This is a genomic window from Gallibacterium faecale (genome assembly GCF_027920745.1).
Taxonomy (GTDB): Bacteria; Pseudomonadota; Gammaproteobacteria; order Enterobacterales; family Pasteurellaceae; genus Gallibacterium; species Gallibacterium faecale.
This window is the reverse complement of the sequence record NZ_JAQIBB010000062.1, coordinates 1-26,014: the sequence shown is the minus strand read 5'-3', so window position 1 is coordinate 26,014 and position 26,014 is coordinate 1. Positions and strand designations below refer to the sequence as shown.

Sequence of the window (26,014 nt, the reverse complement as noted above, 5' to 3'; positions counted from 1 at the left end):
AGGATTGCCGCCAATTTTAGCGAAAAAAAACTATCAAGGACTGCTAATTTAGTGGATCACTACAAAGAGCATCAGTAAAGGTTAAAACACAGAGAGAGGCATACATAATACAAAGAGAACGATTTAATAAAGCTAGTGGAGGAGAAATTCTGATTCATGGACGAGATGGAAAAATTCGAGAGAAAAATACTATTTCTCCGATGAAGGATAAATATCCACCTAAAGGATAATGGAGTAATGGACAAAATGGAGGCTACAATCATAAAATGTAGAAGCAATGCGTCACCCAATCTAACAATATTTTATTCAATATTCTGTACTTGCTCACGCATCTGCTCAATTAATACTTTTAAGGTTACTGCTGAATTAGTCACATCGGTATTAATTGATTTAGAGGCGAGGGTATTTGACTCTCTGTTTAGCTCTTGCATCATAAAGTCCAAACGGCGACCAACTACACCACCTTTACGTAAAATATCTTTGGTTTCTTTAATATGCATTTCTAAACGATCTAACTCTTCTGCCACATCAACACGCTGCGCTAATAAAATCATCTCTTGTTCAAGACGTGTTGGTTCTAATTGTAATTGCACTTCTTCAAAACGTTGTAATAAACGTTCTCGCTGCCATTGCAAAATTTCAGGCATCTTTTGGCGTACAAAATTCACTTCCGTTTGGATACCCTCTAAACGAGAAGAGATCACTTCGGCTAACTTTTCCCCTTCTCTTGCTCGCATCGCAATAAAATCTGTTAATAAGGTATCAAACCCTTGTAGAATTTCTTGTGCAATTTCATCAAGATCCACACTAGGATCATCGACTACGCCCGGATAACGCAATACATCAATCGGATTAATTTCACCTTGTTGCAACTCATCTTTGATCCAGCGTAATGAATCAATTACTTGAGCCGCTAATTCACGATTAAGATTAAGCCCTGTACTGCTGTGGCTAATTTCTACTCGTAAGTTACACTCGATTTTTCCACGAGATAAACGTTGGCGTAAGATCTCGCGCAATGTATTTTCTAAACTGCGGAACTGTTCTGGTAAACGAAAAAAAGTTTCTAAATAACGCTGATTGACTGAGCGGATTTCCCAAACCGCACTGCCCCATTCGGCTTGGATTTCTTGGCGCGCAAACGCCGTCATACTATAAATCATTGTGGTACTTCTCTTATCAAACTATAAAATCATCTTCACTAAATGATCCGCTTTAATGCGTTCAAAACGGCGTAATACACGTTGTGCTGGTGCTGGGTAATTACTTGGTTTTTCTAATTGTTGGTAATCCGTCACTAATGTTGTATGTGTGCGGATCATTGCTAATTCAGTACAAGTTTTCTCGGTAATTTGATGCTCTGGATCGTGAATTAGCAAACCATTTTCTGCGTCTAAACGCCAAGCACGTGGATTCAGGTTATTCCCAGTTAATAGAATATAATTATCATCCACCCACACCCCTTTTAGATGATAGCTATTTTCTCCGTCTTTCCACAAACGAATCGTTAATTGCTTATTCTCAATAAATTCAGCAAATCGTTTTGTGAATTGACGTAGATTTTTTTCATATAAATAAGGCAATGCGCCAGCTAATTTAAACGGCTCTGATGGTGGAATATAAAAATCGTTCGCTGTTTTATCACCAACAATAATTTCTACTTTTTTCCCTTCATGTAATAAAGTACGAATTCGATGTTGTAACGAACGTGGGAAATTAAAGTAAGGTGTGCAAATAGTGAGTTTTTTCTGTGTCACTAAAAATAAAGCTTCAATCACTTTATTCAATAAATTATTTTTTCCTAACCCAAATAACGGCGTGATCGTCATTTTATCCGCAGCTAAACGTTGCGAAGTACGAGAATTGTATTTCCCAGTTAGCATTAATTTTTTACGGAAAGAACGTATTGTTGGGCGTAATTCTCTGGTTGATTTACGTGCTTGATCTAATCGATTAACCGCAGAAATATCATTTAAATGCTGTTCAATAAATTCAACTAAGCAATCTGCTAATTGCGGATGTGTAATTACTTGATAGCGATCGTAACGGTAACGATCTTGTTGATGTAGATAGACATTATTAATACTTGCTCCGCTGTATAACACCGTATCATCAAAGACAAATCCTTTAATGTGCAACACACCAAAAATTTCGCGTGTATTAATTGGTACACCATAAAAAATTACATCATCAAAACCATATTTTTGTCGCATGGTCGCATACCAATCTGCATTGCTATTACTTTGTTCTTCACCAATACGACCACGTTGTGCACGATGCCAATCAACAAAAATTTTGACATCTAACTCAGGATGTTTTTGTTTAGCACGATAAACCGCTTCAAGGATCTCTTGTCCTGCCTCATCTTTTTCCCAATAGAGTGCAGTAATATAAATTCGCTTTTCAGCTTGCTCGATCAGTTGCAAAATTTGCTGTTTAAACGCTTTTGCTGAAGGAAGGATTTCTAGTTGTTGTTCTGTTAAATCAAATGCAGGTAAACGAGATAATCTTCTTTTTGCACGTTCTAATCTGGATAGTAGCATAATCTAATCATCGTTAATGCAAATTCCAACATGGAATTGCTTTTGTATGAAATGCTTAAGTTTACAATTAATTGTTAATACATCTCAACTGTTTCAGTTATAATGTGCCAAATTTTCCTATTAGCCAACCTAGATAGAATCGAATGAATAAAAAACCAACTTTCCAAGAAAATAAATTCCGTAGTAACGAGAAAAACAAACGCCAATTTAATGATCAAAAACCACGCTTTTCTGATAGACCTCGCCGTGAAAAAAGTATTGAAAAAACCTCAATTTGGGGTGGAAAACAAGAAATCACTGCTCATAAAGCCAATACTCAAGGTGAAGGAAAAGTTAGCGTAAGAATCAAATCTTCTGCTCCAGTTAAAGAGAAAAAAACAGGGCCTTTATCACCACGTGCACCAGAAAAAATTCGCCAAAATCGAGCCGAAGAAGTGAAAGTGTATGGTGAACTCGCGTGTTTGACTTTATTTGAACACCGCCCACAAGATATCGTTCGTTTATGGGTAACTCAAGAGCTTAGCAAAAAAGCGGGCGATATGATGAGCTATTTAGCAGAAAATAAAAAAGCGTATCACGTGGTAAAAAATGACGAAATGCAGCGTGTAACAGGTACAGAACATCACGGTGGTATCTGTTTACTAGTGAAAAAACGTCCTCCTCTTAGCCTAACTGGATATTTAGCTATCCCACGTAAACAAGATTGCGTTGTTGTCTTAGATGGCGTAGGTAACGCAGCCAATATTGGTGGCGTATTAAAAACCTTAGCCTTTTATGGTGTACAAAATGTGATTACCGACAATATTGATTTAGTCCAAAGCCCAGCTGCGATGCGTGTTGCAGAAGGTGGGATCGAGTTTTTACGCCTATTTGAAACTGAACACCCAACCTTAGCATTAGATCAATTACAACAAGCAGGTTACCAATTAGTACGTGCAAGTTTATCGAAACAAGCAACACCACTCGATAAAGTTACCTTTGCCGAGAAAGTAGCGATTGTACTTTCCGAAAATACGTTAAAAGACCTTGATCAAAACGCAACAAATGTCGCACTTTCCCTTTCAAATCAACTCTCTTCAGGGTTAAACATTGCAGTAACAGCAGGGATTTTATTAGCGAAGTGGTATTTTTAATCTTTGCATCAACATTACTCGGTTTCGCCGTTAGTGATATGACAGGCGAAACCGACGCTAATATCTAACCAAACTCCAATTCAACTTGCTCTTCACCCATAAAGGCAGTGAGTTCAGCAATGAGATCATCATGAGGGGTGATATGCCATTCTACCCCTAAGGTCAGCATTGCTCGTCCTTTCTGGCTGTCATAATAGATATGAACTGGTGTTGTACCTTGTGCATATGGGGTAATAATCTGTTTAAAACGATCGATAAAGTCTGATGTTAATTGCGCTTCTTTAATCGCTATCGCCAGGCTTTTTACAAACTTCTGCCGCATCTCTTCCAGTGTACTTACTTCTCTACCGATCATACGTACACCGCCTGTAAAATCATCCGGTAACACTGAACCACTGACGACCAAAATTTGATCTTTATGAATTTTGCTTTCAAATTGCTCTAAAGGTTCACTAAATAACGTAATATCTAAACGGGCAGAACGATCATCTAAGGTTAAAATACCTAACTTTGTTCCTCGCTTAGTTAATAGAGTACGGAAATTTACTACCAAACCACTGACGGTCGTGCTTTCATTACGTCTAGTAATAGACACTTCAGAAATACGGTTACTATAATGAGATAATTCCTTCAAATAACGACTAATTGGGTGGCTACTTAAATATAAGCCTAGCGTTTCTTGCTCGCCATCCAACACCATCTTTTGTGTCCATTTTGGTGTATTGGCATAGGCTTGTTCTACTTCTTTTGGTGAACTCGTTAATACACCGAACATATCCGCTTGTCCAAGTGCTTCATCTTTAGCGTGTTGATCAGAGGCTTTTAAAGCATCTTCTAAATTCAGTGCAATCGCTGCTCGATGCGGTCCTAACTTATCTAATGCCCCAGATTTAATCAGATTCTCTAACGCACGGCGATTGATTTTCTTTAAATCTATTCTGGCACAGAGATCAAACACATCACGGAATAACCCACCATTTTCTCGAGCTTCAATAATATTTTCTATCGCTGCTTCACCAACACTTTTGATTGCCCCAATTCCATAAACGATTTCACCTCGTTCATTTACGCTGAAATGGTATTTTCCTGTATTAATATCAGGCGGTACGACTTTTAACCCCATACGTAAACTTTCATCATAAAAGTTAACGACTTTCTCGACTTTATCCATTTCAGAGGTCATTACCGCTGCCATAAATTCCGCAGGATAATGTGCTTTCAACCATAATGTTTGGTAAGACACTAACGCATAAGCCGCAGAGTGTGATTTATTGAAACCATAACCAGCAAACTTCTCTACCAAATCGAAAATTTTCATCGCCAGTTCGCCATCAACGCCGTTCTTAATTGCTCCTTCTTTAAATACTGAGCGTTGTTTTGCCATTTCTTCTGGTTTCTTTTTCCCCATCGCACGACGTAATAAATCCGCACCACCCAGAGTATAACCCGCTAATACTTGGGCAATCTGCATCACTTGCTCTTGATAAAGAATAATTCCGTAAGTTGGATCCAAGATAGGTTTTAATGATTCATGTTGATATTCTGCATCAGGATAAGAAATTTGCTCCTCACCATGTTTACGGCGAATAAAGTTATCCACCATCCCTGACTGTAATGGACCCGGACGGAATAACGCCACTAACGCAATAATATCTTCAAAACAGTCTGGTTTTAGGCGCCTAATCAGATCTTTCATACCTCGAGATTCTAACTGGAACACCGCCGTTGTTTGTGCATCCAGCAATAACTTAAAGGCTTTTTCATCATCAAGTGGAATATGATGAATATCGATTTCTGGTTTTCCTTCACGACGCATACGTTCATTAATCATATCTACTGCCCATTGGATAATGGTTAATGTCCGTAAACCTAAGAAGTCAAATTTAACTAATCCCGCATACTCCACATCATTTTTATCAAAATGAGTAACAGGATGCTTCCCTTCGGCATCACAATAAATTGGCGAAAAGTCGGTAATCTTGGTTGGCGCAATTACCACACCACCAGCGTGCTTCCCTGCATTTCGTGTTATCCCCTCCAACTTACGAGCCATATCAATCAGCTCTTTTACTTCTTCATCTGACTCATAAACTTCGGTAAGTTTCGGTTCAGCATCAAAGGCTTTTTGTAACGTCATTCCTGGATCGCCCGGAATAAGCTTCGCGATCCGATCCACAAAGCCATAAGGGTGACCCAATACACGCCCTACATCTCGAATCACTGCTTTTGCTGCCATTGAACCAAATGTGATAATTTGCGATACCGCATCACGTCCATACATTTCTGCAACGTGTTCAATAACACGATCTCGCCCATCCATACAGAAATCGACATCAAAATCTGGCATTGATACACGTTCAGGATTTAAGAAACGCTCGAAAAGTAAGTCAAATTCCAAAGGATCCAGATCGGTAATCCGTAACGCATACGCAACTAATGATCCTGCACCAGATCCTCGCCCTGGCCCGACGGGAATATTATTGTCTTTAGACCATTGTATGAACTCCATCACGATCAAGAAGTAACCTGGGAATCCCATCTGGTTAATCACGTTTAATTCCACTTCTAAACGTTGATCGTATTCCCCACGCCGTTGTTTTCTTACCTCTTCATCTGGGAACAGAATTGCCAAACGCTGTTCTAACCCAGTTTTGGCTTTTTGGATTAAAAACTCCTCTGTACTTAACTCACCTGTTGGGAATTGCGGTAGGAAATACTCACCTAAGCGGATTGTGACATTACAACGCTGAGCAATATACACTGTATTCTCAAGGGCTTCTGGTAAGTCCGCAAATAACTCACACATTTCCGCTTCACTACGGAAATATTGTTGTGGTGTATAATTTTTTGGTCGATTCGGATCATCCAGAGTCACAATATCATGAATCGCTACTCGAATTTCATGTGCTTCAAAATCCTGTTCACTGAGAAACATTACATCATTTGTCGCCACTAACGGAATTTGATATTGTTCCCCTAATGCAGCAGCTAATTGCACATAACGGGCTTCATCATTACGACCGGTGCGACTCACAGCGAGATAATAGTGATTTGGAAAATATTGCCGATAAAAATCTAAGCAAGCTTCGGTAGCAATTTGATTATCACGTAATAAGAACTTACCCACATCACCATTCTTACCACCAGATAAAATAATGATGCCCTCAGCATGTTCAATTAACCACTCACGTTCAATAGTCGGATTATCTTTATAACCACGCTGGTAAGCTCGTGATAACAGTAAGGTAATATTTTGATAGCCTTGGTTATTTTTCGCCAATAACGTTAATTCAAAAGGTTCATCAGGTAATTCGGGCGTATTTACTAATACATCTGCCCCCACAATCGGCTTAATGCCTTTACCTAATGCTGCACCATAAAAACGTACTAAACCGCAAAAATTAGTAAAATCGGTCAATGCCATCGCCACCATCTGTTGTTTTGCACACTCATCTACTAACGCTTTTACTTTAGGTAAGCCATTGATCATAGAAAAATCACTATGGACACGTAGATGAACAAATTTTGGCGATGACATAATTTTTCCTAATAATTAATGCATTGATGGAGAAAAGTAATGCGGCAATACAATCTGTATTTACCGCATCTGATAGATCACGAATTATAGATTAAAGAAGAGTTTTTCTCTGTTCCATTTTTCTACGGTAAATGTCTTGATCGTTAATGCATGAATTGCATTACTGGCAAGATGTTCCATTAATGGAGCATAAATTAATTGTTGTTGTTTCACACGAGAGAGATCAGCAAACTTATCACTTACTGCAATCACATCAAAGTGGGCATTTTCCCCACGTACATAAACCTCATCTAAGCCAAGTTCTTGCTTTAATAGTTGTTCAATCTCTTTTGTTTCCATAATCAATTTATCCTATTGTTTTATATATTTTGCTAACCACTCTTTTAATGAAAATAACGCTGCCAAATTTAAACACTGTTCAGGTACATTAACTAAGCAAACTTGTTCTAATGGATTGAGCATTAATAACTCCGTTAATAATGCAAAACCAGCAGAATCAATATGACTGATTGCGTTTAAATCCCAGATAATTTTTTGACAAGATGATAATTGTGCATTTTGTGATAGTACAAAATGTTGACGTTGCCGCCATAACGGCAACAACGTATGTCGATTTAACACGCCAATTAAAGATACTGTTGCTTGTTCCGCTTTTGTATCTAATTGCCAATCCAGTTGCATGGTACTCATCTTATTTCTTATCTAAAGTCACAGGCAAACTGGCTGATTTTTCAATTTGTGCAGTCAATGCTTCAATTCCTTTTTGGCGTAAAACACCGCTCCACTCATTTTTCTTGGTTTCTACCATACTGACGCCTTCCGCAGCCATATCATACGCTTGCCATTCATTTGTTTTTGTATTTTTACGCCATTTAAAATCTAATTTGATCGGTGCAGCACCATTATTTTGTTCTACTACTACACGGATATTCACAATATTTTTTCCTTCTACTGATTTTTCAGGTTCAATAATCACCTTTTGACCATTATAGAAAGTTAAAACTTGTGCATAAGATTGCTCAATAAAATTACCAAACGCAGTAAAAAATGCATTTCTTTGTTCTGCTGTTGCAGTTTTAAAATAGTTACCTAACACTAATGAACCTGCATATTTTACGTGTACATACGGCATTAAATCTTGTCTAACGATAGTACGTAAATAGTTAGGATTTTTCTTAATTTGGCTTTGATTTGCTGTAATATCTGCAAATAACTTATCTGATGCTTGTTGCATTAATTGATAAGGATTTTGCTCTGCCATTGCAAACACACTGGTCAATATTAGACCCAGCGTTAATACAATTTTTCCCATTTTTTGCATATAACGTTTTAACATTTTTCGCTCTCCTCTTATCTATTTTCACTTATTTAGTTTCTTCTGGTGTTTCACTTGATTTTTTATCCCCATACAGGAATTGTCCAATCAGATCTTCTAACACCATTGCAGATTTTGTATCCGTAATTTTACTGCCGTCTTTTAACATTGGTGTTTCACCATCATCAAACCCAATATTCAACGCAATGTATTGTTCACCTAACAACCCTGCGGTTTTAATCGAAAGTGAACTGTTATCTGGAATTTGATTATATTTTTCATCAATCGCTAATGTGACTTGTGGCAAATAAGTTTGTGCGTCCAATTCAATATCACTGACTCGCCCTACAACTACCCCACCAATTTTCACTGGCGCTCTGACTTTTAGCCCGCCTATATTATCAAAAGTTGCGGTAACATGATATGTTTGCGACTCACCAAAGCTATGTACATTTGCTACCCGTAAGCCAAGAAAAACTAAAGCACCAATTCCTAATAATAGAAACAATCCAACCCAAAATTCGTACTTCACACTATTTTTCATATACTATCCTTATCTCTTTGCTGATCTCGCAATTAATTTCCACCAAACATTAATGCGGTCAGAATAAAATCTAAACCTAATACGACTAAAGATGCTTGTACCACTGTTTTTGTGGTTGCTTGGCTAATGCCCTCTGATGTTGGCATTGCGTTATAACCATTAAATAAAGCTATCCACACCACACTTACCGCAAAAAATAGGCTCTTAATGATGCCATTGCCAATATCTTTTCCCCAAACAACAGCATTTTGCATAACTGACCAAAAGCTACCGCTATCTACGCCTTTCCAATCCACACCTACCAGTGAGCCGCCCCAGATACCAACTGCCGTAAAAATCAATGCTAATAAAGGCATCGCAATCATTCCCGCCCAAAAGCGAGGCGCAATAACTCGCCGTAATGGATTTACCGCCATCATTTCAAGCCCAGATAGCTGTTCTGTTGCTTTCATTAAGCCAATCTCAGCAGTTAATGCCGAACCAGCTCGCCCTGCAAATAATAGTGCTGTCACCACAGGACCTAACTCACGTAACAAGGATAATGCAACTAATTGTCCTAAACTGGTTTCAGCCGAAAAATCCACTAAAATCACATAGCCTTGTAAGCCTAATACCATACCAATAAATAGGCCTGATAAAACAATAATTAATAGTGATTGAACACCTAACACATATAATTGTTTAACGACTAAAGGAAAGTTTTTTCTAAATTGTGGTTTTCCAACTAGTGCACCATATAACATTAATCCCGACTTGCCCAGAGTACGTATCCAACGTACGCCATATTGGCCAAGTCGTTCAATTATCGTTATTTTCACTGAAATAACTCCTCTTCATAATCTTGTGCTGGATAATGGAATTTTACCGGTCCATCCGCTTGCCCAGATAAGAATTGAATCACTCTAGGATCTTGACTCGCTTTTAATTGCTCTGGCGTACCTTCTGCAATAATTTTTTGTTCTGCCACGATATAGCCATAATCCGCAATACTTAATACTTCTGTCACATCATGTGAAATCACGATTGAAGTCAGATCCAGCGTTTCATTCAATTTTTTTATTAAATCAACAATCACACCCATACTGATCGGATCTTGCCCTGTAAATGGCTCATCATACATAATCAAATCTGGATCTAACGCTATCGCCCGAGCGAGTGCTGCACGGCGTGCCATACCGCCTGATAATTCATTTGGCATTAACTCTGCTGCACCTCGCAATCCCACAGTTTCTAATTTCATTAGCACCATTTTACGAATAATTGATTCTGGCAATTTCGTATGTTCACGAATTGGGAAAGCTACATTTTCAAATGTCGTCATATCAGTAAATAAGGCACCTGATTGAAATAGCATCCCCATTCTTTCTCTAACTTCATACAATTCTTTCATTGATAGACTGCAAATATCTTGTCCATCTAATAAAATTTGTCCTTGTTCGGGAATTAATTGACCACCAATCAATTTTAACAACGTGGTTTTACCAATTCCTGAAGGCCCCATAATTGCGGTAATTTTGCCTTTTTCAATTTTTAAATTCAGGTTGTTATAGATGGTTCTTTCACCACGTTTAAAGGTTAAATTTTTAACTTCGATAAGAATATCCTGCATCGTTTTGTTGCCTTCTCCTATCCATCGTAAATGCGTTATTCTAACAGAATATCGTGACTTGTTGAAAAATACCTCATTTATAGCGATTTTATGATATGATCCGCCAGCTAAATGTTTCCAAAAAAGGTAAATGATTTATGTCCATTCGTTGGAATATAGTACTCTCAATTATCGCACTGGCATTATTGGCATGGCTCTATTCTTTACAACAAACTACTGTGCCAGTATTAACCAAAAAAGCCTCTGATCCTGAATATATTGCTAAACAAATGACCACTATTGTTTATGGTCCAACTGGCACAATTCAGTATCAAGCTGAATCTGATAATGTAGATTATTTTAATGATGATAAAGCGATTTTTACCCAGCCTATTCTCTATGTTTATGACGAAAACGAAGTAAAAACATGGCGATTACAGGCGGATAAAGCCATTTTGCAAGATAAAGATCAATTAACGCTACAAGGCAATGTGAAATTACAAAGCCTACAAAAAGAATCTAAATTACAAACAATCGATACGGAGCAGGCTTTTGTCAATTTAACGACACAAGATATAACATCTGATACAATGGTGACCCTCACTGGTTTAAATTTTACCAGTAATGGCAAGGTATTAGACGGTAATCTGCAAAAACAAACTGCGACCCTAAAAGAACAGGTTAAAACATACTATGAAATCAAAAACTAATTTAACTGTACTTGGTTTACTCACTTTATTTGTAAGTTATTCTGTTGTTGCCTTAACCGGTGATTCTGAACAACCAATTAACATTGAATCTAATAACCAATCGCTTGATTTAACCAGTAATGTTGTGACTTTTACTGACAATGTCGTGATTACACAAGGTAGTGTGAAAATTAATGCAGATAAAGTTGTCATTACTCGCCCAAGTGAAAAAGAAAAATCTGAGCATAAAAAAGAAACTGTTGATGCGTTTGGCGCACCGGTAAAATTTCAACAAAAATTAGATAATGGCAAAATGGTTTATGGTGACGCCAATAAAGTTCATTATGATTTAGGAAAAGAGTTTTTAACTTTAATTGGTAATGCCCAACTTAAACAAGAAGATAGCCGGATTAATGGTGACCTCATTACCTATGATGTTAAAAAACAACAATTAAAGGCGAATGGTAATGGTACTTCTCGTGTCAAAACAATTTTAATTCCGAACCAACTTAAAACAAATTAGAGCATATTATGTCTGTTTTATCTGCTGAACATCTAAGCAAAAGTTATAAAGGCCGTTCTGTGGTCAATGGGGTTAGTTTAACAATTAACTCTGGTGAGATTGTCGGTCTATTAGGACCAAATGGTGCAGGAAAAACAACTACTTTCTATATGGTAGTTGGTTTAATTAGCCATGATGAAGGTAAAATTACGATTGATAATCAAGATATTAGTCGTTTACCAATGCATCAACGTGCAAAACAAGGTATTGGTTATCTACCACAAGAAGCTTCTATTTTTCGTCGCTTGTCAGTCTATGATAATTTAATGGCTGTATTGGAAATTCGCAAAGACTTAACCAAAGATCAGCGTATTGATGAACTTGAACGATTACTCGATGAATTTCATATTAGCCATATCAAAGACAATCTAGGGCAATCGCTTTCTGGTGGTGAACGTCGTCGTGTCGAAATTGCTCGTGCATTAGCCGCTAATCCAAAATTTATTTTATTAGATGAACCTTTCGCTGGCGTTGACCCAATTTCCGTGTTGGATATTAAAAATATTATCCAAGCATTACGTGATCGTGGTTTAGGCGTATTAATTACTGACCACAATGTTCGTGAAACCTTAGACGTTTGTGAGCGCGCTTATATCGTTAGCGAAGGTAAAATGATTGCTAGCGGATCGCCACAACAAGTTTTAGCCGATGAACACGTTAAACGCGTTTATCTCGGTGAACATTTTAAACTTTAAATTTTTCACTCGTTATTGATCGTATGAAAATCACTGAATTTCTTAAAAAAGAAAATATTCGTACCGGTTTACTTTGTTCCAGTAAAAAAGGTGTTTTTGAATTAATCTGTAATATCGTTTCATCACAAACAGAAGAGCAAGAAACTAGCTGTTTTGAAGCAATTTGTCATCGAGAAAAAATGGGAAATACCGGATTAAATAATGGTATTGCGATTCCCCATGCTAAATTAGCAGTTGGTGATAAGCCGATTGCTGTATTTTTGCAATTAGATACCCCGATTAAATATGATTCTGCGGATCATCGAGATGTTGATTTAATTTTCGCGATTTTAATCCCTGAAGATTGTTGTCCAAGCTGTTCACCATTATTACCTTATCTTGCTGAATGTTTCTCAGATAAAAATTTATGTAAACAGTTACGTTTAGCGAAAAGTCCTGATGAAGTTTGGTCTATATTTCTTGCACATGATCACGTTGAAGTAGTTGAAGAAGCAGAAGAAAGCGAGCAAACTACAGATTATTAGCAGTGTTATCAAACAGTGGGAGGGTATCATGGATCTTGTCATTATTAGTGGTCGTTCTGGTGCAGGAAAATCTATTGCACTACGTGCTTTGGAAGATATTGGCTATTACTGCATTGATAATCTTCCTCTTTTTTTGATCCCACAATTAATCGAAAAACTAGCCACGAGCCAACAAACTATTGCGATCAGCGTTGATATTCGTAATATTCCGCTACAACCGCAAGAGTTAGAAACAACGCTTGATCAACTACCACAATCTTGTAATACCAAGATTATCTATTTAGATGCTGATCGTAACACCTTAATTCGCCGTTATAGTGATACTCGTCGTGTTCATCCGCTTTCCAAAGATAACCTTTCTCTTGAAGGCTCCATTGATTTAGAAAAAGAACGCTTAGAACCGCTATTCCAGCACGCAAATTTTGTGATTGATACTACAAATCTTTCAACCCATCAGCTTGCGGAAAAATTACGTGAATTCGTGCGTGGGACAGCGAATAAAGATTTACAAATTATTATTAAATCTTTTGGCTTTAAATACGGTATTCCTCAGGATGCCGATTATATTTTTGATGTGCGTTTTTTACCAAATCCTCACTGGGAAGCAAAATTACGTCCTTTAACAGGTTTAGATCAACCGATTATCGATTTCTTACGCCAATTTGATGTAGTACGCGAATTTCTCTACTCTACTCGTAGTTATATTGAAACTTGGTTACCTTTATTAGAACAAAACAATCGTAGTTACCTTACAATTTGTATTGGTTGTACCGGTGGTAAACATCGTTCCGTTTATATTGCACAACAGCTTGCTGACTACTTTCAAGCAAAAGGAAAAAATATTAAAATTCAACACAATTCCTTAATTAGGCAAGAACACAAACATTCAACAACGACTGATTAACTATAATTCAGCGAATGTGTAGCTCAGTTGGATAGAGCAACCCCCTCCTAAGGGGTAGGTCGGCGGTTCAAATCCGCCCACGTTCGCCATTAATCTACTCTCACTAATCTTATGACTGAACAAGACCAGAAATTTATGCAATATGCCCTCTCTTTAGCGGATAAAGCTGCTGCAATGGGGGAGATTCCTGTTGGTGCGGTGTTAGTGGATGAACAAGGTAATATTCTTGCTGAAGGTTGGAATCAATCAATTACACTTTCTGATCCCACAGCACACGCTGAAATTATCGCCTTACGCCAAGCAGGACAGAAAATACAAAACTATCGGTTATTAAACACCACTCTCTACGTAACATTAGAGCCTTGCCCAATGTGCGCTGGCGCTATTTTGCATAGCCGCATAAAACGTTTAGTATTTGGGGCAATGGATTATAAAACTGGTGCTATCGGTTCTCGATTTCATCTCTTTGAAGATTACCGAATGAATCACGTAGTAGAAATTACAGCAGGTGTTTTAGCTGAACAGTGTAGTAATAAAATTAGCCAATTTTTTCAGCAACGTCGGGAGCAACAAAAACTTGCCAAAGCAACTACATCAATAGTTACTCAAGATAATAATTAATAACCATTACCCAACCAAATTGACTTTCATATAACAAATTATTATTAATAACCTTACTACTCATATGTGAATTATCGTTTATAATATGCGACCTGAATGTTTCACTAAATTAGGTTTCATAGGTTAAATTATGTGTCAATTATTGGGAATGAATTGTAATACCCCGACCGACATCGTGTTTTCCTTTGAAGGGTTCCGTCGTCGTGCAGGGATTACAGATTGCCATTCGGATGGCTTTGGTATTGCTTTTTTTGAAGGCAAAGGTGTACGTGTATTCCGTGATGATAAGCCTTGTAGCTCATCACCAATCGCAGATTGTGTGAAACAATATCACATTAAATCACTTAACGTAATTGCACACATTCGTAAAGCAACACAAGGTGATGTTACCCTTGAAAATACCCATCCATTCATGCGTGAAATCTGGGGTGAAAATTGGGTATTTGCTCATAATGGTAATTTAAAAACTTTACCTGATTTATCAGATTGCCGGGCTCAACCTATTGGCTCAACCGATTCAGAAGCTGCTTTCTGTTATATGACAGAATATTTAAAACGTCGTTACCATCGTAAGCCAAGCGAAGATGAAATTTTTAATGCGGTCTATGAAGTCACAAAAGAATTATCACAATTAGGCACATTTAATTTTATCTTGTCTAATGGGCAATTTATGATGGCACATTGCTCTACTTTTTTACATTACCTCACTCGTAAAGCACCTTTTGGTAAGGCTTTCCGTGTTGATGATGATGGTTTTATTGATTTTAATGATTACGCTAAACCAGGCGATAAAGTCACCATTATTTCTACCCAACCTTTAACCAAAAATGAACTTTGGACAAAAATGGAACATGGTGGTTTTGTGATGTTCAAAGATGGTGAAAAAGTTAAAGAAATCTTAGGTGAAGCAAAACAGATTGAAGATGATGGCACATTAGGTAATATGAAAATTGCTTAATGCTACTACTCTACCCACATAATTAACCTAATTAACAGGTATCTAAATTTCTCAAGATACCTGTTTATTTAAAAATTCCCCTTATCCTCTGTGCAAATTCTTTTTATACTGCTTTCAATCTATTCCTTTTTTAACGTTTGTTGATATGAAAATTGAAGTTTGTGTTGATAATTTAGAATCCGCTTTGATTGCAGAAAGTGCTGGTGCGGATCGAATTGAACTGTGTGCTGCCTTGCCGCTAGGCGGTATCACACCATCTTATGCATTGATCAAAACTGTGATTGAACAACTCACCATTCCCGTACACGTTATGATCCGCCCTCGCGCTGGTAATTTTTTGTTTACACCACAAGAACAACAAATAATGCTAACTGATATTGAAATCGCCAAACAACTCGGTGCATCAAGCGTAGTTATTGGTGCATTAACTGAGCAAGCTCAAATCGATTTAATGCTAGTTAAACGCTTAATTCAGTCCGCTAAAGGTATGGGAATTACTTTCCACCGCGCATTTGATTTATGCAGTGATCCTTACCTTGCACTGCAACAACTCATTGATTTAGGTTGCCAACGAGTGCTTACCTCAGGTTTAGCTACAACCGCAGAACAAGGAATACACTGTTTAGCTAACTTAGTTCATCAAGCAAATCATCAAATTACAATTATGGCAGGCGCAGGTATCACTGCTAATAATGCCGATAAAATCGCCCAGCAAACAGGAATAACTGAATTACATTTATCTGGTAAAAGTTATCGCCCAAGCAAAATGCAATCTGAACATATCCAAGCAATTATGGGACAAGACGCCAACACTGATACGCAATTATTAGTAACAGACTTTAATAAAATCGCTACAGTAAGAAGGTTATTTCCTAGATAACGCCATCACTAGATTTATAGTAAAAATCTAATGTAAGCAATTAAATAAACTATCACATTAAAAATTATATCTTTGTCACAATTTTGAGAAAAACATCTAAAAAGATAATGATTTATATATAAAGTAAGATTATCCTACGAATAGTTTTTCTTACAAATAAGGAGTAGTATCTTGGAGAATGGATTTATTGCTCACGTTAGAAAATCAGATAAACAAACCCAATCGGTTTCTGTACATCTTTGTGAAACTGCTGCTCTAGCTGCTTTTTTTGCAGCAAAATTAGGTCTTGCATTAGCTGGCGAATTAATCGGTTTATTCCATGATTTTGGCAAATATTCTCTTGCATTTTACGATTATATTCGAGGAGCAACTCAGTTATTAGATCCCGATTTAGATAATGATAACCTTACTCCAAACGGTAAACATATTGATCATTCAACTGCAGGAGCTCAATGGGTTTACCAAAGACTAAGTCAATTTGGTAAAAATGGAAATGGACAATTATGTGGACAAATTCTGGGTTTATGTATTGCTTCTCATCATGGTTCAGGGTTAATTGATTGTTTAGATCTTGAAGGAAATGCTAATTGGCAAAAACGATTTTCAAAATCTGATGAACTATCTCATTTAAGCGAATGTATTAAAAATGTTGATCCCCAAATAATGCAACGTGCTGAATCCTTAGCAGATAAAGAATTACTTGCTCAAATGCTTCCTCCATTAAAAGCTGCTTTGACATTACCTATTAGTAATAAGATTAAGGAATTCTACTTAGGCTGTTTTACTCGTTTTTTATTTAGTTGTTTAATCGATGCAGACAGAATTAGCAGTGCCGATTTTGATCGTATGGAACAAGCGAATATTCGCCGCCTACAACAACAGCCTAATTGGTCAGACGCAATTCAAAAACTTGAGCATAAGCTTTCTCAATTTAAAGCTAAATACCCAATTGATACCATTCGCCAACAAATTTCGAATACGTGCCTCAAACGAGCTCACGATCCCCAAGGTATTTATACTTTAACTGTACCAACTGGAGGAGGAAAAACACTATCTAGTTTGCGTTATGCTTTAAATCATGCTCAACATCATAATCTTGATCGTATCATTTATATTATTCCATATACGTCAATTATTGATCAAAATGCCGATGAAGTTCGTAAAATCCTTGGTGATGAATGGGTATTAGAACATCATTCTAATCTCGATCCAGAAAAACAATCTTGGGAAAACAAACTACTCGCTGAAAATTGGGATAAACCTATTGTTTTCACCACTATGGTACAATTTTTAGATGCATGGTTTGGTAGTGGTACCCGTGGAGCTCGTCATATCCACCCAATGACTCGTAGTGTTCTTATTTTTGATGAAATTCAAACACTACCTATAAAATGTGTACATCTTTTTTGTAACACACTAAATTGGTTAACTCTTTTTGGAAAAAGTAGTGCTATTTTATGTACCGCTACTCAACCTCTATTAGGAGAATCTGAATTAACACATTTTCCAGAAACTGAACAAACATATATTAAAGATCTTGGCTTGTTAAATTTAGCCAATAATGCTGAAATTATTGGTAACTCTTATGAAATCAATCAATTATTTAATTCACTATCTCGAGTTCAAATCCAATTTAAGCAAAAAACTGGTGGATGGTCAGTAGATGATGCTGGAATGTTTTTACTGAAAAAATTCCAACAGTTTTCAAGTTGTTTATTTATTGTCAACACAAAAAAATGGGCACAAGAGCTTTATCAATACTGTAAACAACAAAATATCCCTCAAGAGGCATTATTTCATCTTAGTACAAATCAATGTGCCGCTCACCGTAAGTTCTTATTTGATCAAATTAAAACCCGATTAAAAAACAAACAACCCGTTCTTTGTATTAGTACTCAATTAATTGAAGCTGGTGTTGATATCTCTATGGCTTGTGTCATTCGTGCTTTAGCAGGTTTAGATAGCATTGCTCAAGCGGCAGGACGCTGTAATCGACATGGAGAAAATAAAGGGAAAGGCCAAGTTTGGGTATTAAATTTACAAGAACCAAATCTCTCTCGGGTATTACCCGATATTAATATTGGCCAACAACACTCAGAAAGAATTTTCCGTGAATATGCAGGACAAGATGTACTACAACCTTCAGCAATGCAACAATACTTTCAATACTACTTTTATAATCGTTTCAACGAAATGGATTATAAAGTAAAAAATGATGCTTCTAGCAATCTCTTAGATTGGCTAAGTGATAACTGTCGTAATACTTATAGTGAAAAAAATGATAAACGTAGACAAGCGAAACAATACCCTCGCTTAATGCAATCTTTCAAATCTGCAGGTAAAGTCTTCTCCGTAATTGATGCACCAACCCATGCAGTTATAGTTCCTTACGCTGAAGGTAAGGAATGTATAACAACATTATGTAGCCAATGTGATGCAGACAAAAAGACTACCGAATTTTACAGCAATCTTAGAAAAGCACAGCGTTTTAGCGTTAATGTTTTTCCAAATATTTGGCATAAATTACAAAGTGATAATGCTCTGATAGAGATAGGCAAAACTGGTATCTACTATTTACGACAATCTCACTATGATAACGAATTTGGTCTATCTCTAGAGGGAGGAGCACTAATGGAGACATATTCATATTAAGTAAGGAACATTATGACAAATAAAATTAGTTTTCGAGTATGGGGTAAACAAGCCTTATTTACTGATCCAATTACCAAAATTGGCGGAGAAAAATTTACCTATCAGATCCCAACTTATGAAGCAGTCAAAGGAATCTTAAAGAGTATCTATTGGAAGCCAACACTTATTTGGCATATTGATCGTATTCGTATTATCAAGCCAATTCGTACCCAAAGTAAATCAATGAAACCACTAGATTGGAATGGAGGAAATACATTAGCAATTTATACTTACCTTCAAGATGTAGAATATCAAGTCGAAGCACACTTTGAATGGAATGAAAATTGGCCTGAATTAGAACAAGATCGTATCAAAGGAAAACATCTTTCTATTGCCGAACGTATGTTAGAACGTGGTGGTAGACAGGATATTTTTTTAGGTACCCGTGATTGCCAAGGTTATGTGGAGCCATGCGAATTTGGTTATGGTCTCGGTTTTTATGATCATATTGATAATTTAGATTTTGGGTTAATGTTTCATAGTTTTGGTTATCCAGAAGAAACTGGTAAGCATGAACTTATTAGTCGTTTTTGGCAAGCTTCTATGCAAAATGGAATTATCCAATTTCCTTCTGTAACAGATACAACAGGCAAATTAAAAACACATTTTATTCGAAAAATGAAACCAGAAAGACCTTTTCAACGAGGAAAAAATCTAAAGACTGTTGAACAAGAAGCTGAGGAGTTAGGCTTATGAGCTGGATGCAACATCTCTATCAAACCTATGATCAAATACTACAAAAAAATTTATCAACAAATGAGTTTCCTCTTACACCTATCGGGCATACATTACAAACAGCCCATATCGAAATTGTGCTAAATGAAAATGGGGTATTTCAATCTGCAAGAGTAATGCCACCTAAAAGTACTATTATTTTACCTGTCACCGAAGAATCCGAAAATCGTACTAGCGGTGAAGCACCTCACCCATTAGCAGACAAAATTCAATATGTGGCTAAAGATTATTGTAATTATGGCGGTACTAAGAAAGCTTATTTCGGGAGCTATTTAGAACTATTACAAAAATGGTGTGATTCTCCTTTTTCTCACCCAAAAGTCCAAGCTGTTTTGAAATATGTGAATCAAGGAACTGTAATGGCTGATTTAGTGAAAAATGGTATTTTTCACCTAGATGATAAAGGACATGTACTTCATCAATCCACCAAAGATACAGCAACTCCAGATATTTTTTCCACCTTATCAAAATCACAAGAATATGGTTCAGCATTAATTTGTTGGAGTATAGAGATTAATGGTGATGTTAGTCACCAAACTTGGCTTGACAAAACCATTCAACAATCGTGGATTAATTACATTACTAACAGTAATAGTAATAAAGGCTTCTGCTTCATAAAAGGTACTAAGTCAACAATTTCCACTATGCATCCAGCAAAATTACGCCACACAGGAGATAAAGCAAAACTCATCTCTTCTAATGATAAAGAAGGCTATACTTTCCGTGGCCGCTTCAATGAAGCTAAAGAGGCAGCTGCTATTTCTGATGAAATTTCTGCTAAATCTCATAGTGCATTACGTTGGCTTATTACTCGTCAGGGTATTCGTAATAATGAACAGGTTACTGTTGTTTGGGCAATCAACCCACAATTAGTCATACCCTCCCCATTACAAGATAATTATGATTATATAATAGATGAAGAAGATGATTTCACAATCCAAACTACAAGTGAAACAAACAATTTAGCTCTACAACCTATACAAACAAAAGAGTGGTATGCAGATCTTGGAAAAGACGCAGCAAAAAGGATACGAAAAAAATTATTAGGGTTAAAAGCTGAATTACCTCAACATGAGCAAATTTCTTTACTTATGCTAGATTCTGCCACACCAGGTCGGATGGCAATTACTTATTATCAAGAATTTCTTCCCAATGATTATTTTAATAACCTTGATGCATGGCTAGATGATTTTTCTTGGTATCAACGTTATTCATACAGTGTCAAAGAAGGAAAAAAAGAGAAAAAACAAACTATCTGGCCTGGAATACCACCTTCTCCTGATGCAATTGCCAAAGCAGTCTATGGTAGAGCTTTAAATGATAAATTAAAGAAACAAGTCTATGCTCGCTTATTACCTGTAATTGTAGGAGGAAAGGGTATTCCTATTCCATTCGATTTTGTTCAACAAAGTTTTAAAAACGCATGTAATCCAAACGGTTTCGAAAAGTGGGAATGGGAAAGAAATGTTGGCGTTGCCTGTGCTTTATATCGAGGATGGTGTAATCGCCATCAACATTCATTATTAAGGAGAAATTACTCTATGGCTTTAGAGACAGAAAATCATTCACGAGATTATTTATATGGCCGATTATTAGCTATCGCTGAAAATATTGAATCTTACGCTCTTTATTTAGTTGGAGAAAAGCGGGCCACCAATGCTGAACGATATATGCAACGTTTTGCAGAAAGTCCTTATCTTACTTGGCGTAATATCGAATTAGCTTTAGAACCCTATAAAAATAGATTGCGAAATAGCCGTCTAGGTTTTCTCATCAAACGCAATACAGAAATTGATGAAATTATGAATAAATTTAACCCAACAGAGTTCACTGATAATACAAAATTAACGGGAGAATTCTTACTTGGTTACCATTGTCAAAAAATGTTCTATCGCTTAGCTCAAGAAGAACCAACTGATTCAGAAACGACAAAAAATTAAATACAAAGGAGAATAATATGAGCCTTACCCATAAAATTGATTTTGCAATTATCCTCAATGTGAAAAATGCAAACCCGAATGGAGATCCTTTAAATGGTAACCGTCCTCGTGCCGATTTTTCTGGAATTGGTGAAATTACTGATGTGTGTTTAAAACGGAAAATACGTGATCGTTTACAAGATGCAGGAGAATCAATTTTTGTTCAATCAGATGATCGAAAAATCGATGGTATGCCAAGTCTAGCCAATCGAGCTAAAGATAAAGAATTTGGACTAGGTCCAGATGCGTTTAATCCAAAAAAATCAAACAAAGAACAGACTACTAAACTCGCTTGTCAAAAATGGTTAGATGTTCGCAGTTTTGGACAGGTTTTTGCTTTTGGAAAAGGTGAAGATACTAGCGGTGTTTCAATTGCAATTCGCGGCCCAGTCACGATTCAATCTGCTTTTAGTATCTCTCCAATTAATATTACTAGTACCCAAATCACAAAAAGTGTAAGTGGGGAAGGAGATGGAAGCAAAAAAGCTTCAGATACAATGGGTATGAAACATCGTGTAGATAGTGGTATTTATGTTGCTTTTGGGGCAATGTCCCCTCAATTAGCCGAACGTACTGGATTTAGCGATCAAGACGCAGAAAAAATTAAATCCGTTTTAACAAAATTATTTGAAGGGGATGCATCATCTGCGCGCCCAGAAGGAAGCATGCAAGTTATAAAACTAATTTGGTGGAAACATGATTCTAAAACAGGGCAATATTCCTCAGCTAAAGTACATAATAGCCTTAAGGTCAATGTTGATGGTAGCTATACCTTAACCAATTTAGAAAGTTTAATTCCAGAAGAAATTGACGGTTTTTAACTCCTAGCTTTATGTGGAAAATAAAATGACAATTTTCCTTTCCGCACTCCAGCACTATGCATTCTGCCCTCGCCAATGTGCATTAATCCATAATGAACAGGTTTGGGCAGAAAATTATTTGACTGCTCAAGGTGCTGTACTGCATGAACGTGTAGATTCTGGCGTTACTGAAACTCGTAAAAATATACGATACGAACGAAGTGTTCACGTATCTTCTGAAAAATTAGATTTAGCAGGTATTCTCGACATGTTGGAACATAATCTGCAAACAGGAACATTAAAACCTATTGAATATAAGAGAGGTAAGCCAAAACCTACACTTATTGATGAGATTCAACTTTGTGCACAAGCTTTATGTTTGGAAGAAATGCTAAACCAGAAAATTGATGAAGGTGCATTATGGTATCAACAAACTCGACATAGAATACCTATCTTATTTACTGACCAATTACGTACCAAAACATTAACTATTATAGAACAAGTTCATAGATTATTAGAAAGCGGTAAAACACCACTCCCAACATATAGCAAACAATGTAAAGCTTGCTCCTTATTTGAATTCTGCCAACCTCAGTTATTTAATAATGACAAATCAATAAGTTATGTTGCTAATCTTTTTACTGTTCAAGATAACCTAGAACAACTAATGGACGATGCTTAACTCATGCGAAAATTACAAAATACCCTCTATATTACGACACAAGGCAGCTATTTACATAAAGAAAGAGAAACCTTAGTAATTGAACAACAAGGAAAAAAGATTGCACAATTACCCATCCATTCAATTGCTCACATTTTTTGTTTTGGTAATGTTTTAGTTTCCCCATTTCTTATGGGATTTTGTGGAGAGAATAATGTTAATTTAGCATTTTTTAGTGAAAATGGTCGTTATCTAGGTCGATTACAAGGTTCACAAAGTGGCAATATTTTATTAAGGCGTGCACAATATCATCTTTCAGAAACAAACCCAATCCCTATTGCACGAAATATTATTGCAGCAAAAATTCAAGCATCTAAGCGAGTACTACAACGACATCTACGTAATCATGGTGATAACCAAGATATCCTAAACGCTATTACTGCTTTAAATACAAGTTTAAAACACTTAAAACAAGCACAAACATTAGAACTTATTCGTGGTATTGAAGGAGATGCTGCGGCAAGATATTTTAGCGTCTTTCAACTTTTAATCCGAAATACTCAAAACTTTGTGTTTAATGGACGCAATCGTCGTCCACCGCGTGATCCAGTTAATGCTTTATTATCCTTCCTATACAGTATCTTAGGCCGAGATATTAGTGGTGCATTGCAAAGTGTTGGATTAGATCCACAAGCAGGTTTTTTACATGCAGATCGTCCAGGTCGTGATAGTCTTGCACAAGATATTTTAGAAGAATTTAGAGCTTGGTGGATCGACAGAATGGTTTTGAAATTAATCAACCGTAATCAAATCACATCTAAAGATTTTAATACAGAAGTAAGTGGTGCAGTAAATATTAATCCAGATACTAAAAAGTTAATATTTCAAACCTTACAAGCAAAAAAACAAGAAAAAATTATCCATCCTTTTTTACAAGAAGAAGTTGAGATTGGTTTACTTCCATATATTCAAGCTATGTTACTATCTCGACATTTACGAGGAGATTTAGCAGAATATCCTCCTTTTTTAATGCGTTAGTTAATAGGAGTAAAAATACTATGCTAATGTTGATCACTTATGACATTGCTATGGATGACCCATTAGGAGCTACTCGGTTACGCCATATTGCAAAACACTGTCTAGACTATGGTATACGTGTACAATATTCCGTTTTTGAATGTGATATTACGCCAGATCAATGGGTAAAATTAAAAGCTAAGTTACTCGAAACATACAACCCCGAGACAGATAGTCTCCGTTTTTATCATTTAGGTAGTAAATGGCGACGAAAAGTAGAACATCATGGTGCAAAACCTGCAATAGATGTTTTCCAAGATATACTAATTATTTAATCGCTAACCTCCAGTTCTCATTAAACTCCTTGAAGATTAGCGAATAGAAAAAGTTCTTTAATAATCAATCAATTAATTTAAATACAAATATAACTGAAACTATGTTATATTCTTTATGATCTCTATTTTAGGGACATTAGCGAATTAAAGGTTCTCAAGCCTACAGTAGTAAAGCTTCTTAAAATAGGGAGCAGCCACCTTCGCGTGGCTGTGTGTTGAAACTGATGCTATTAAAAGTATTAATGAATTTAAAACAGCAGCCACCTTCGCGTGGCTGTGTGTTGAAACTTGCGAATTTAATGTTAATAAATAAAAAAATATGCAGCCACCTTCGCGTGGCTGTGTGTTGAAACACAACAACACAAAAGCAACTAGCAGCATAATAATGCAGCCACCTTCGCGTGGCTGTGTGTTGAAACATATCGAGATTTGGAAACAAAGATTAATAAGAAAGCAGCCACCTTCGCGTGGCTGTGTGTTGAAACATTGATGATTATTATATATAAGATAAAGCAAAAAAGGCAGCCACCTTCGCGTGGCTGTGTGTTGAAACTTTTTAGCAATACTCAAGATACCAACTATATAGGCAGCCACCTTCGCGTGGCTGTGTGTTGAAACACCTGTGCGGTAATCTAAAAATGCAATTCGCCCAGCAGCCACCTTCGCGTGGCTGTGTGTTGAAACTTTATTTTTTGCGGTTGTTGGCGGTAGAGGCATAGGCGCAGCCACCTTCGCGTGGCTGTGTGTTGAAACTCATGCGACCGAAAACACGAAACAAAACTAGAAAGCAGCCACCTTCGCGTGGCTGTGTGTTGAAACACGACCTGATCGAGGTGCTGGGTATGACAGGGCATGGCAGCCACCTTCGCGTGGCTGTGTGTTGAAACTCAAACGCAGCGTATGCATCTAGGGTATACAGACTGGCAGCCACCTTCGCGTGGCTGTGTGTTGAAACATAATTTGACATTTTGTAGCCTCCTTTGGCTTGTTGCAGCCACCTTCGCGTGGCTGTGTGTTGAAACAAGTGTACGATTTTTAGCTCCTTACGCATAATTAGGCAGCCACCTTCGCGTGGCTGTGTGTTGAAACTGTCGGGTAATTATAAGCACAATCTAGGCAAGCACAAGCAGCCACCTTCGCGTGGCTGTGTGTTGAAACTAGAAAAATGTAATTTATCCCCTTCACTTTGCAAGCAGCCACCTTCGCGTGGCTGTGTGTTGAAACGCGCACACGCTTGCCGTCTGTAGTGGTACACTAATTTTGCAGTCCTCAATAGGTGGTAAACTATCACAAAAAGAGGAC

Annotated in this window: 25 protein-coding genes, 1 tRNA gene, 1 pseudogene and 1 CRISPR repeat array; of the genes and pseudogenes, 18 read left to right on the top strand and 9 right to left on the bottom strand. The window is 36.9% G+C overall.

Going from position 1 to position 26,014, the window contains the following annotated elements:
• Positions 1-74 precede the first annotated feature (74 nt).
• Positions 75-230, top strand: a pseudogene (locus PF272_RS12990) (DUF2188 domain-containing protein); the annotation flags it as partial.
• A gap of 72 nt (positions 231-302) precedes the next feature.
• Here the strand turns inward: PF272_RS12990 and PF272_RS06895 are convergent.
• Together PF272_RS06895 and pssA are read right to left on the bottom strand one after the other, a co-directional pair.
• Positions 303-1,163, bottom strand: coding sequence for a YicC/YloC family endoribonuclease (locus tag PF272_RS06895; RefSeq protein ID WP_271142178.1), 861 nt, complete (start codon positions 1,161-1,163; stop codon positions 303-305).
• A gap of 21 nt (positions 1,164-1,184) precedes the next feature.
• Complete coding sequence (pssA, locus tag PF272_RS06890) at positions 1,185-2,543, bottom strand: CDP-diacylglycerol--serine O-phosphatidyltransferase (RefSeq protein WP_271142177.1); 1,359 nt, start codon at positions 2,541-2,543, stop codon at positions 1,185-1,187.
• A gap of 143 nt (positions 2,544-2,686) precedes the next feature.
• Between pssA and PF272_RS06885 the strand changes: the two genes are divergently transcribed.
• Positions 2,687-3,676 (top strand): TrmH family RNA methyltransferase, encoded by a 990-nt coding sequence (locus PF272_RS06885; RefSeq protein WP_271142176.1) that lies wholly within the window; start codon positions 2,687-2,689, stop codon positions 3,674-3,676.
• Positions 3,677-3,740: 64 nt separating this feature from the next.
• Here the strand turns inward: PF272_RS06885 and dnaE are convergent, their stop codons facing one another.
• The 7 genes from dnaE to PF272_RS06850 all read right to left on the bottom strand — a co-directional run bounded on the left by dnaE (position 3,741) and on the right by PF272_RS06850 (position 10,682).
• Positions 3,741-7,214 (bottom strand): DNA polymerase III subunit alpha, encoded by a 3,474-nt coding sequence (gene dnaE, locus PF272_RS06880; RefSeq protein ID WP_271142175.1) that lies wholly within the window; start codon positions 7,212-7,214, stop codon positions 3,741-3,743.
• Between the two features lie 84 nt (positions 7,215-7,298).
• Positions 7,299-7,553 carry a BolA family protein gene (locus PF272_RS06875; RefSeq protein ID WP_271142174.1) on the bottom strand — a complete coding sequence of 85 codons (255 nt, stop codon included), beginning with the start codon at positions 7,551-7,553 and terminating at the stop codon, positions 7,299-7,301.
• 12 nt (positions 7,554-7,565) lie between these two features.
• Positions 7,566-7,904: an STAS domain-containing protein gene (locus tag PF272_RS06870; RefSeq protein WP_271142173.1), complete on the bottom strand. Its 339-nt coding sequence runs from the start codon at positions 7,902-7,904 to the stop codon at positions 7,566-7,568.
• 1 nt (position 7,905) lies between these two features.
• Positions 7,906-8,535, bottom strand: a complete 630-nt coding sequence (mlaC, locus tag PF272_RS06865; RefSeq protein ID WP_413789432.1) for a phospholipid-binding protein MlaC — start codon at positions 8,533-8,535, stop codon at positions 7,906-7,908.
• A 43-nt stretch (positions 8,536-8,578) separates the two neighbouring features.
• Complete coding sequence (mlaD, locus tag PF272_RS06860; RefSeq protein ID WP_271142172.1) at positions 8,579-9,073, bottom strand: outer membrane lipid asymmetry maintenance protein MlaD; 495 nt, start codon at positions 9,071-9,073, stop codon at positions 8,579-8,581.
• A 32-nt stretch (positions 9,074-9,105) separates the two neighbouring features.
• Positions 9,106-9,891 carry a lipid asymmetry maintenance ABC transporter permease subunit MlaE gene (gene mlaE / locus PF272_RS06855; RefSeq protein ID WP_065235223.1) on the bottom strand — a complete coding sequence of 262 codons (786 nt, stop codon included), beginning with the start codon at positions 9,889-9,891 and terminating at the stop codon, positions 9,106-9,108.
• Positions 9,888-10,682 carry an ATP-binding cassette domain-containing protein gene (locus PF272_RS06850; protein ID WP_065235222.1) on the bottom strand — a complete coding sequence of 265 codons (795 nt, stop codon included), beginning with the start codon at positions 10,680-10,682 and terminating at the stop codon, positions 9,888-9,890. The genes mlaE and PF272_RS06850 overlap by 4 nt, the downstream gene beginning before the upstream one ends.
• Positions 10,683-10,819: 137 nt before the next feature.
• On the opposite strand from PF272_RS06850, the gene lptC reads away from it, so the two are divergent.
• The 16 genes from lptC (at position 10,820) to cas2 (ending at position 24,712) form a co-directional block, all read left to right on the top strand.
• Entirely contained in the window at positions 10,820-11,371 is a 552-nt protein-coding gene (gene lptC, locus PF272_RS06845) for an LPS export ABC transporter periplasmic protein LptC (RefSeq protein WP_065238662.1), read from the top strand.
• Complete coding sequence (gene lptA / locus PF272_RS06840; RefSeq protein ID WP_271142171.1) at positions 11,355-11,873, top strand: lipopolysaccharide transport periplasmic protein LptA; 519 nt, start codon at positions 11,355-11,357, stop codon at positions 11,871-11,873. The genes lptC and lptA overlap by 17 nt, the downstream gene beginning before the upstream one ends.
• A gap of 8 nt (positions 11,874-11,881) precedes the next feature.
• Positions 11,882-12,607 carry an LPS export ABC transporter ATP-binding protein gene (gene lptB, locus PF272_RS06835; RefSeq protein WP_065235219.1) on the top strand — a complete coding sequence of 242 codons (726 nt, stop codon included), beginning with the start codon at positions 11,882-11,884 and terminating at the stop codon, positions 12,605-12,607.
• A 23-nt stretch (positions 12,608-12,630) separates the two neighbouring features.
• A complete protein-coding gene (gene ptsN, locus PF272_RS06830; protein ID WP_271142170.1) occupies positions 12,631-13,131 on the top strand; it encodes a PTS IIA-like nitrogen regulatory protein PtsN in 501 nt (166 codons plus the stop codon).
• Between the two features lie 28 nt (positions 13,132-13,159).
• Positions 13,160-14,035 (top strand): RNase adapter RapZ, encoded by an 876-nt coding sequence (gene rapZ / locus PF272_RS06825; protein WP_065235217.1) that lies wholly within the window; start codon positions 13,160-13,162, stop codon positions 14,033-14,035.
• 12 nt (positions 14,036-14,047) lie between these two features.
• Positions 14,048-14,124 (top strand) — tRNA-Arg (locus PF272_RS06820).
• Positions 14,125-14,146: 22 nt separating this feature from the next.
• Positions 14,147-14,656, top strand: a complete 510-nt coding sequence (gene tadA / locus PF272_RS06815; protein WP_271142169.1) for a tRNA adenosine(34) deaminase TadA — start codon at positions 14,147-14,149, stop codon at positions 14,654-14,656.
• Positions 14,657-14,786: 130 nt separating this feature from the next.
• Positions 14,787-15,614, top strand: coding sequence for a class II glutamine amidotransferase (locus PF272_RS06810; RefSeq protein WP_271142168.1), 828 nt, complete (start codon positions 14,787-14,789; stop codon positions 15,612-15,614).
• Positions 15,615-15,759: 145 nt separating this feature from the next.
• Positions 15,760-16,494 carry a copper homeostasis protein CutC gene (locus tag PF272_RS06805; protein ID WP_271142167.1) on the top strand — a complete coding sequence of 245 codons (735 nt, stop codon included), beginning with the start codon at positions 15,760-15,762 and terminating at the stop codon, positions 16,492-16,494.
• Between the two features lie 171 nt (positions 16,495-16,665).
• Entirely contained in the window at positions 16,666-19,146 is a 2,481-nt protein-coding gene (gene cas3 / locus PF272_RS06800) for a CRISPR-associated helicase Cas3' (RefSeq protein ID WP_271142166.1), read from the top strand.
• 12 nt (positions 19,147-19,158) lie between these two features.
• The gene (gene cas5c, locus PF272_RS06795; protein WP_271142165.1) at positions 19,159-19,881 is read left to right on the top strand and encodes a type I-C CRISPR-associated protein Cas5c; all 723 of its coding nucleotides are present in this window, start codon (positions 19,159-19,161) and stop codon (positions 19,879-19,881) included.
• Positions 19,878-21,860, top strand: a complete 1,983-nt coding sequence (cas8c, locus tag PF272_RS06790; protein WP_271142164.1) for a type I-C CRISPR-associated protein Cas8c/Csd1 — start codon at positions 19,878-19,880, stop codon at positions 21,858-21,860. Before cas5c ends, cas8c begins: the two co-directional genes overlap by 4 nt.
• Positions 21,861-21,877: 17 nt before the next feature.
• Positions 21,878-22,720 carry a type I-C CRISPR-associated protein Cas7/Csd2 gene (cas7c, locus tag PF272_RS06785; RefSeq protein ID WP_271142163.1) on the top strand — a complete coding sequence of 281 codons (843 nt, stop codon included), beginning with the start codon at positions 21,878-21,880 and terminating at the stop codon, positions 22,718-22,720.
• Between the two features lie 25 nt (positions 22,721-22,745).
• Positions 22,746-23,381, top strand: a complete 636-nt coding sequence (gene cas4, locus PF272_RS06780; protein ID WP_271142162.1) for a CRISPR-associated protein Cas4 — start codon at positions 22,746-22,748, stop codon at positions 23,379-23,381.
• Between the two features lie 3 nt (positions 23,382-23,384).
• Positions 23,385-24,398, top strand: coding sequence for a type I-C CRISPR-associated endonuclease Cas1c (cas1c, locus tag PF272_RS06775; RefSeq protein WP_271142161.1), 1,014 nt, complete (start codon positions 23,385-23,387; stop codon positions 24,396-24,398).
• Positions 24,399-24,418: 20 nt separating this feature from the next.
• Positions 24,419-24,712, top strand: coding sequence for a CRISPR-associated endonuclease Cas2 (cas2, locus tag PF272_RS06770; RefSeq protein ID WP_065238650.1), 294 nt, complete (start codon positions 24,419-24,421; stop codon positions 24,710-24,712).
• Between the two features lie 190 nt (positions 24,713-24,902).
• A CRISPR array of direct repeats spans positions 24,903-25,936; the repeat unit is 32 nt; unit sequence GCAGCCACCTTCGCGTGGCTGTGTGTTGAAAC.
• Positions 25,937-26,014 lie beyond the last annotated feature (78 nt).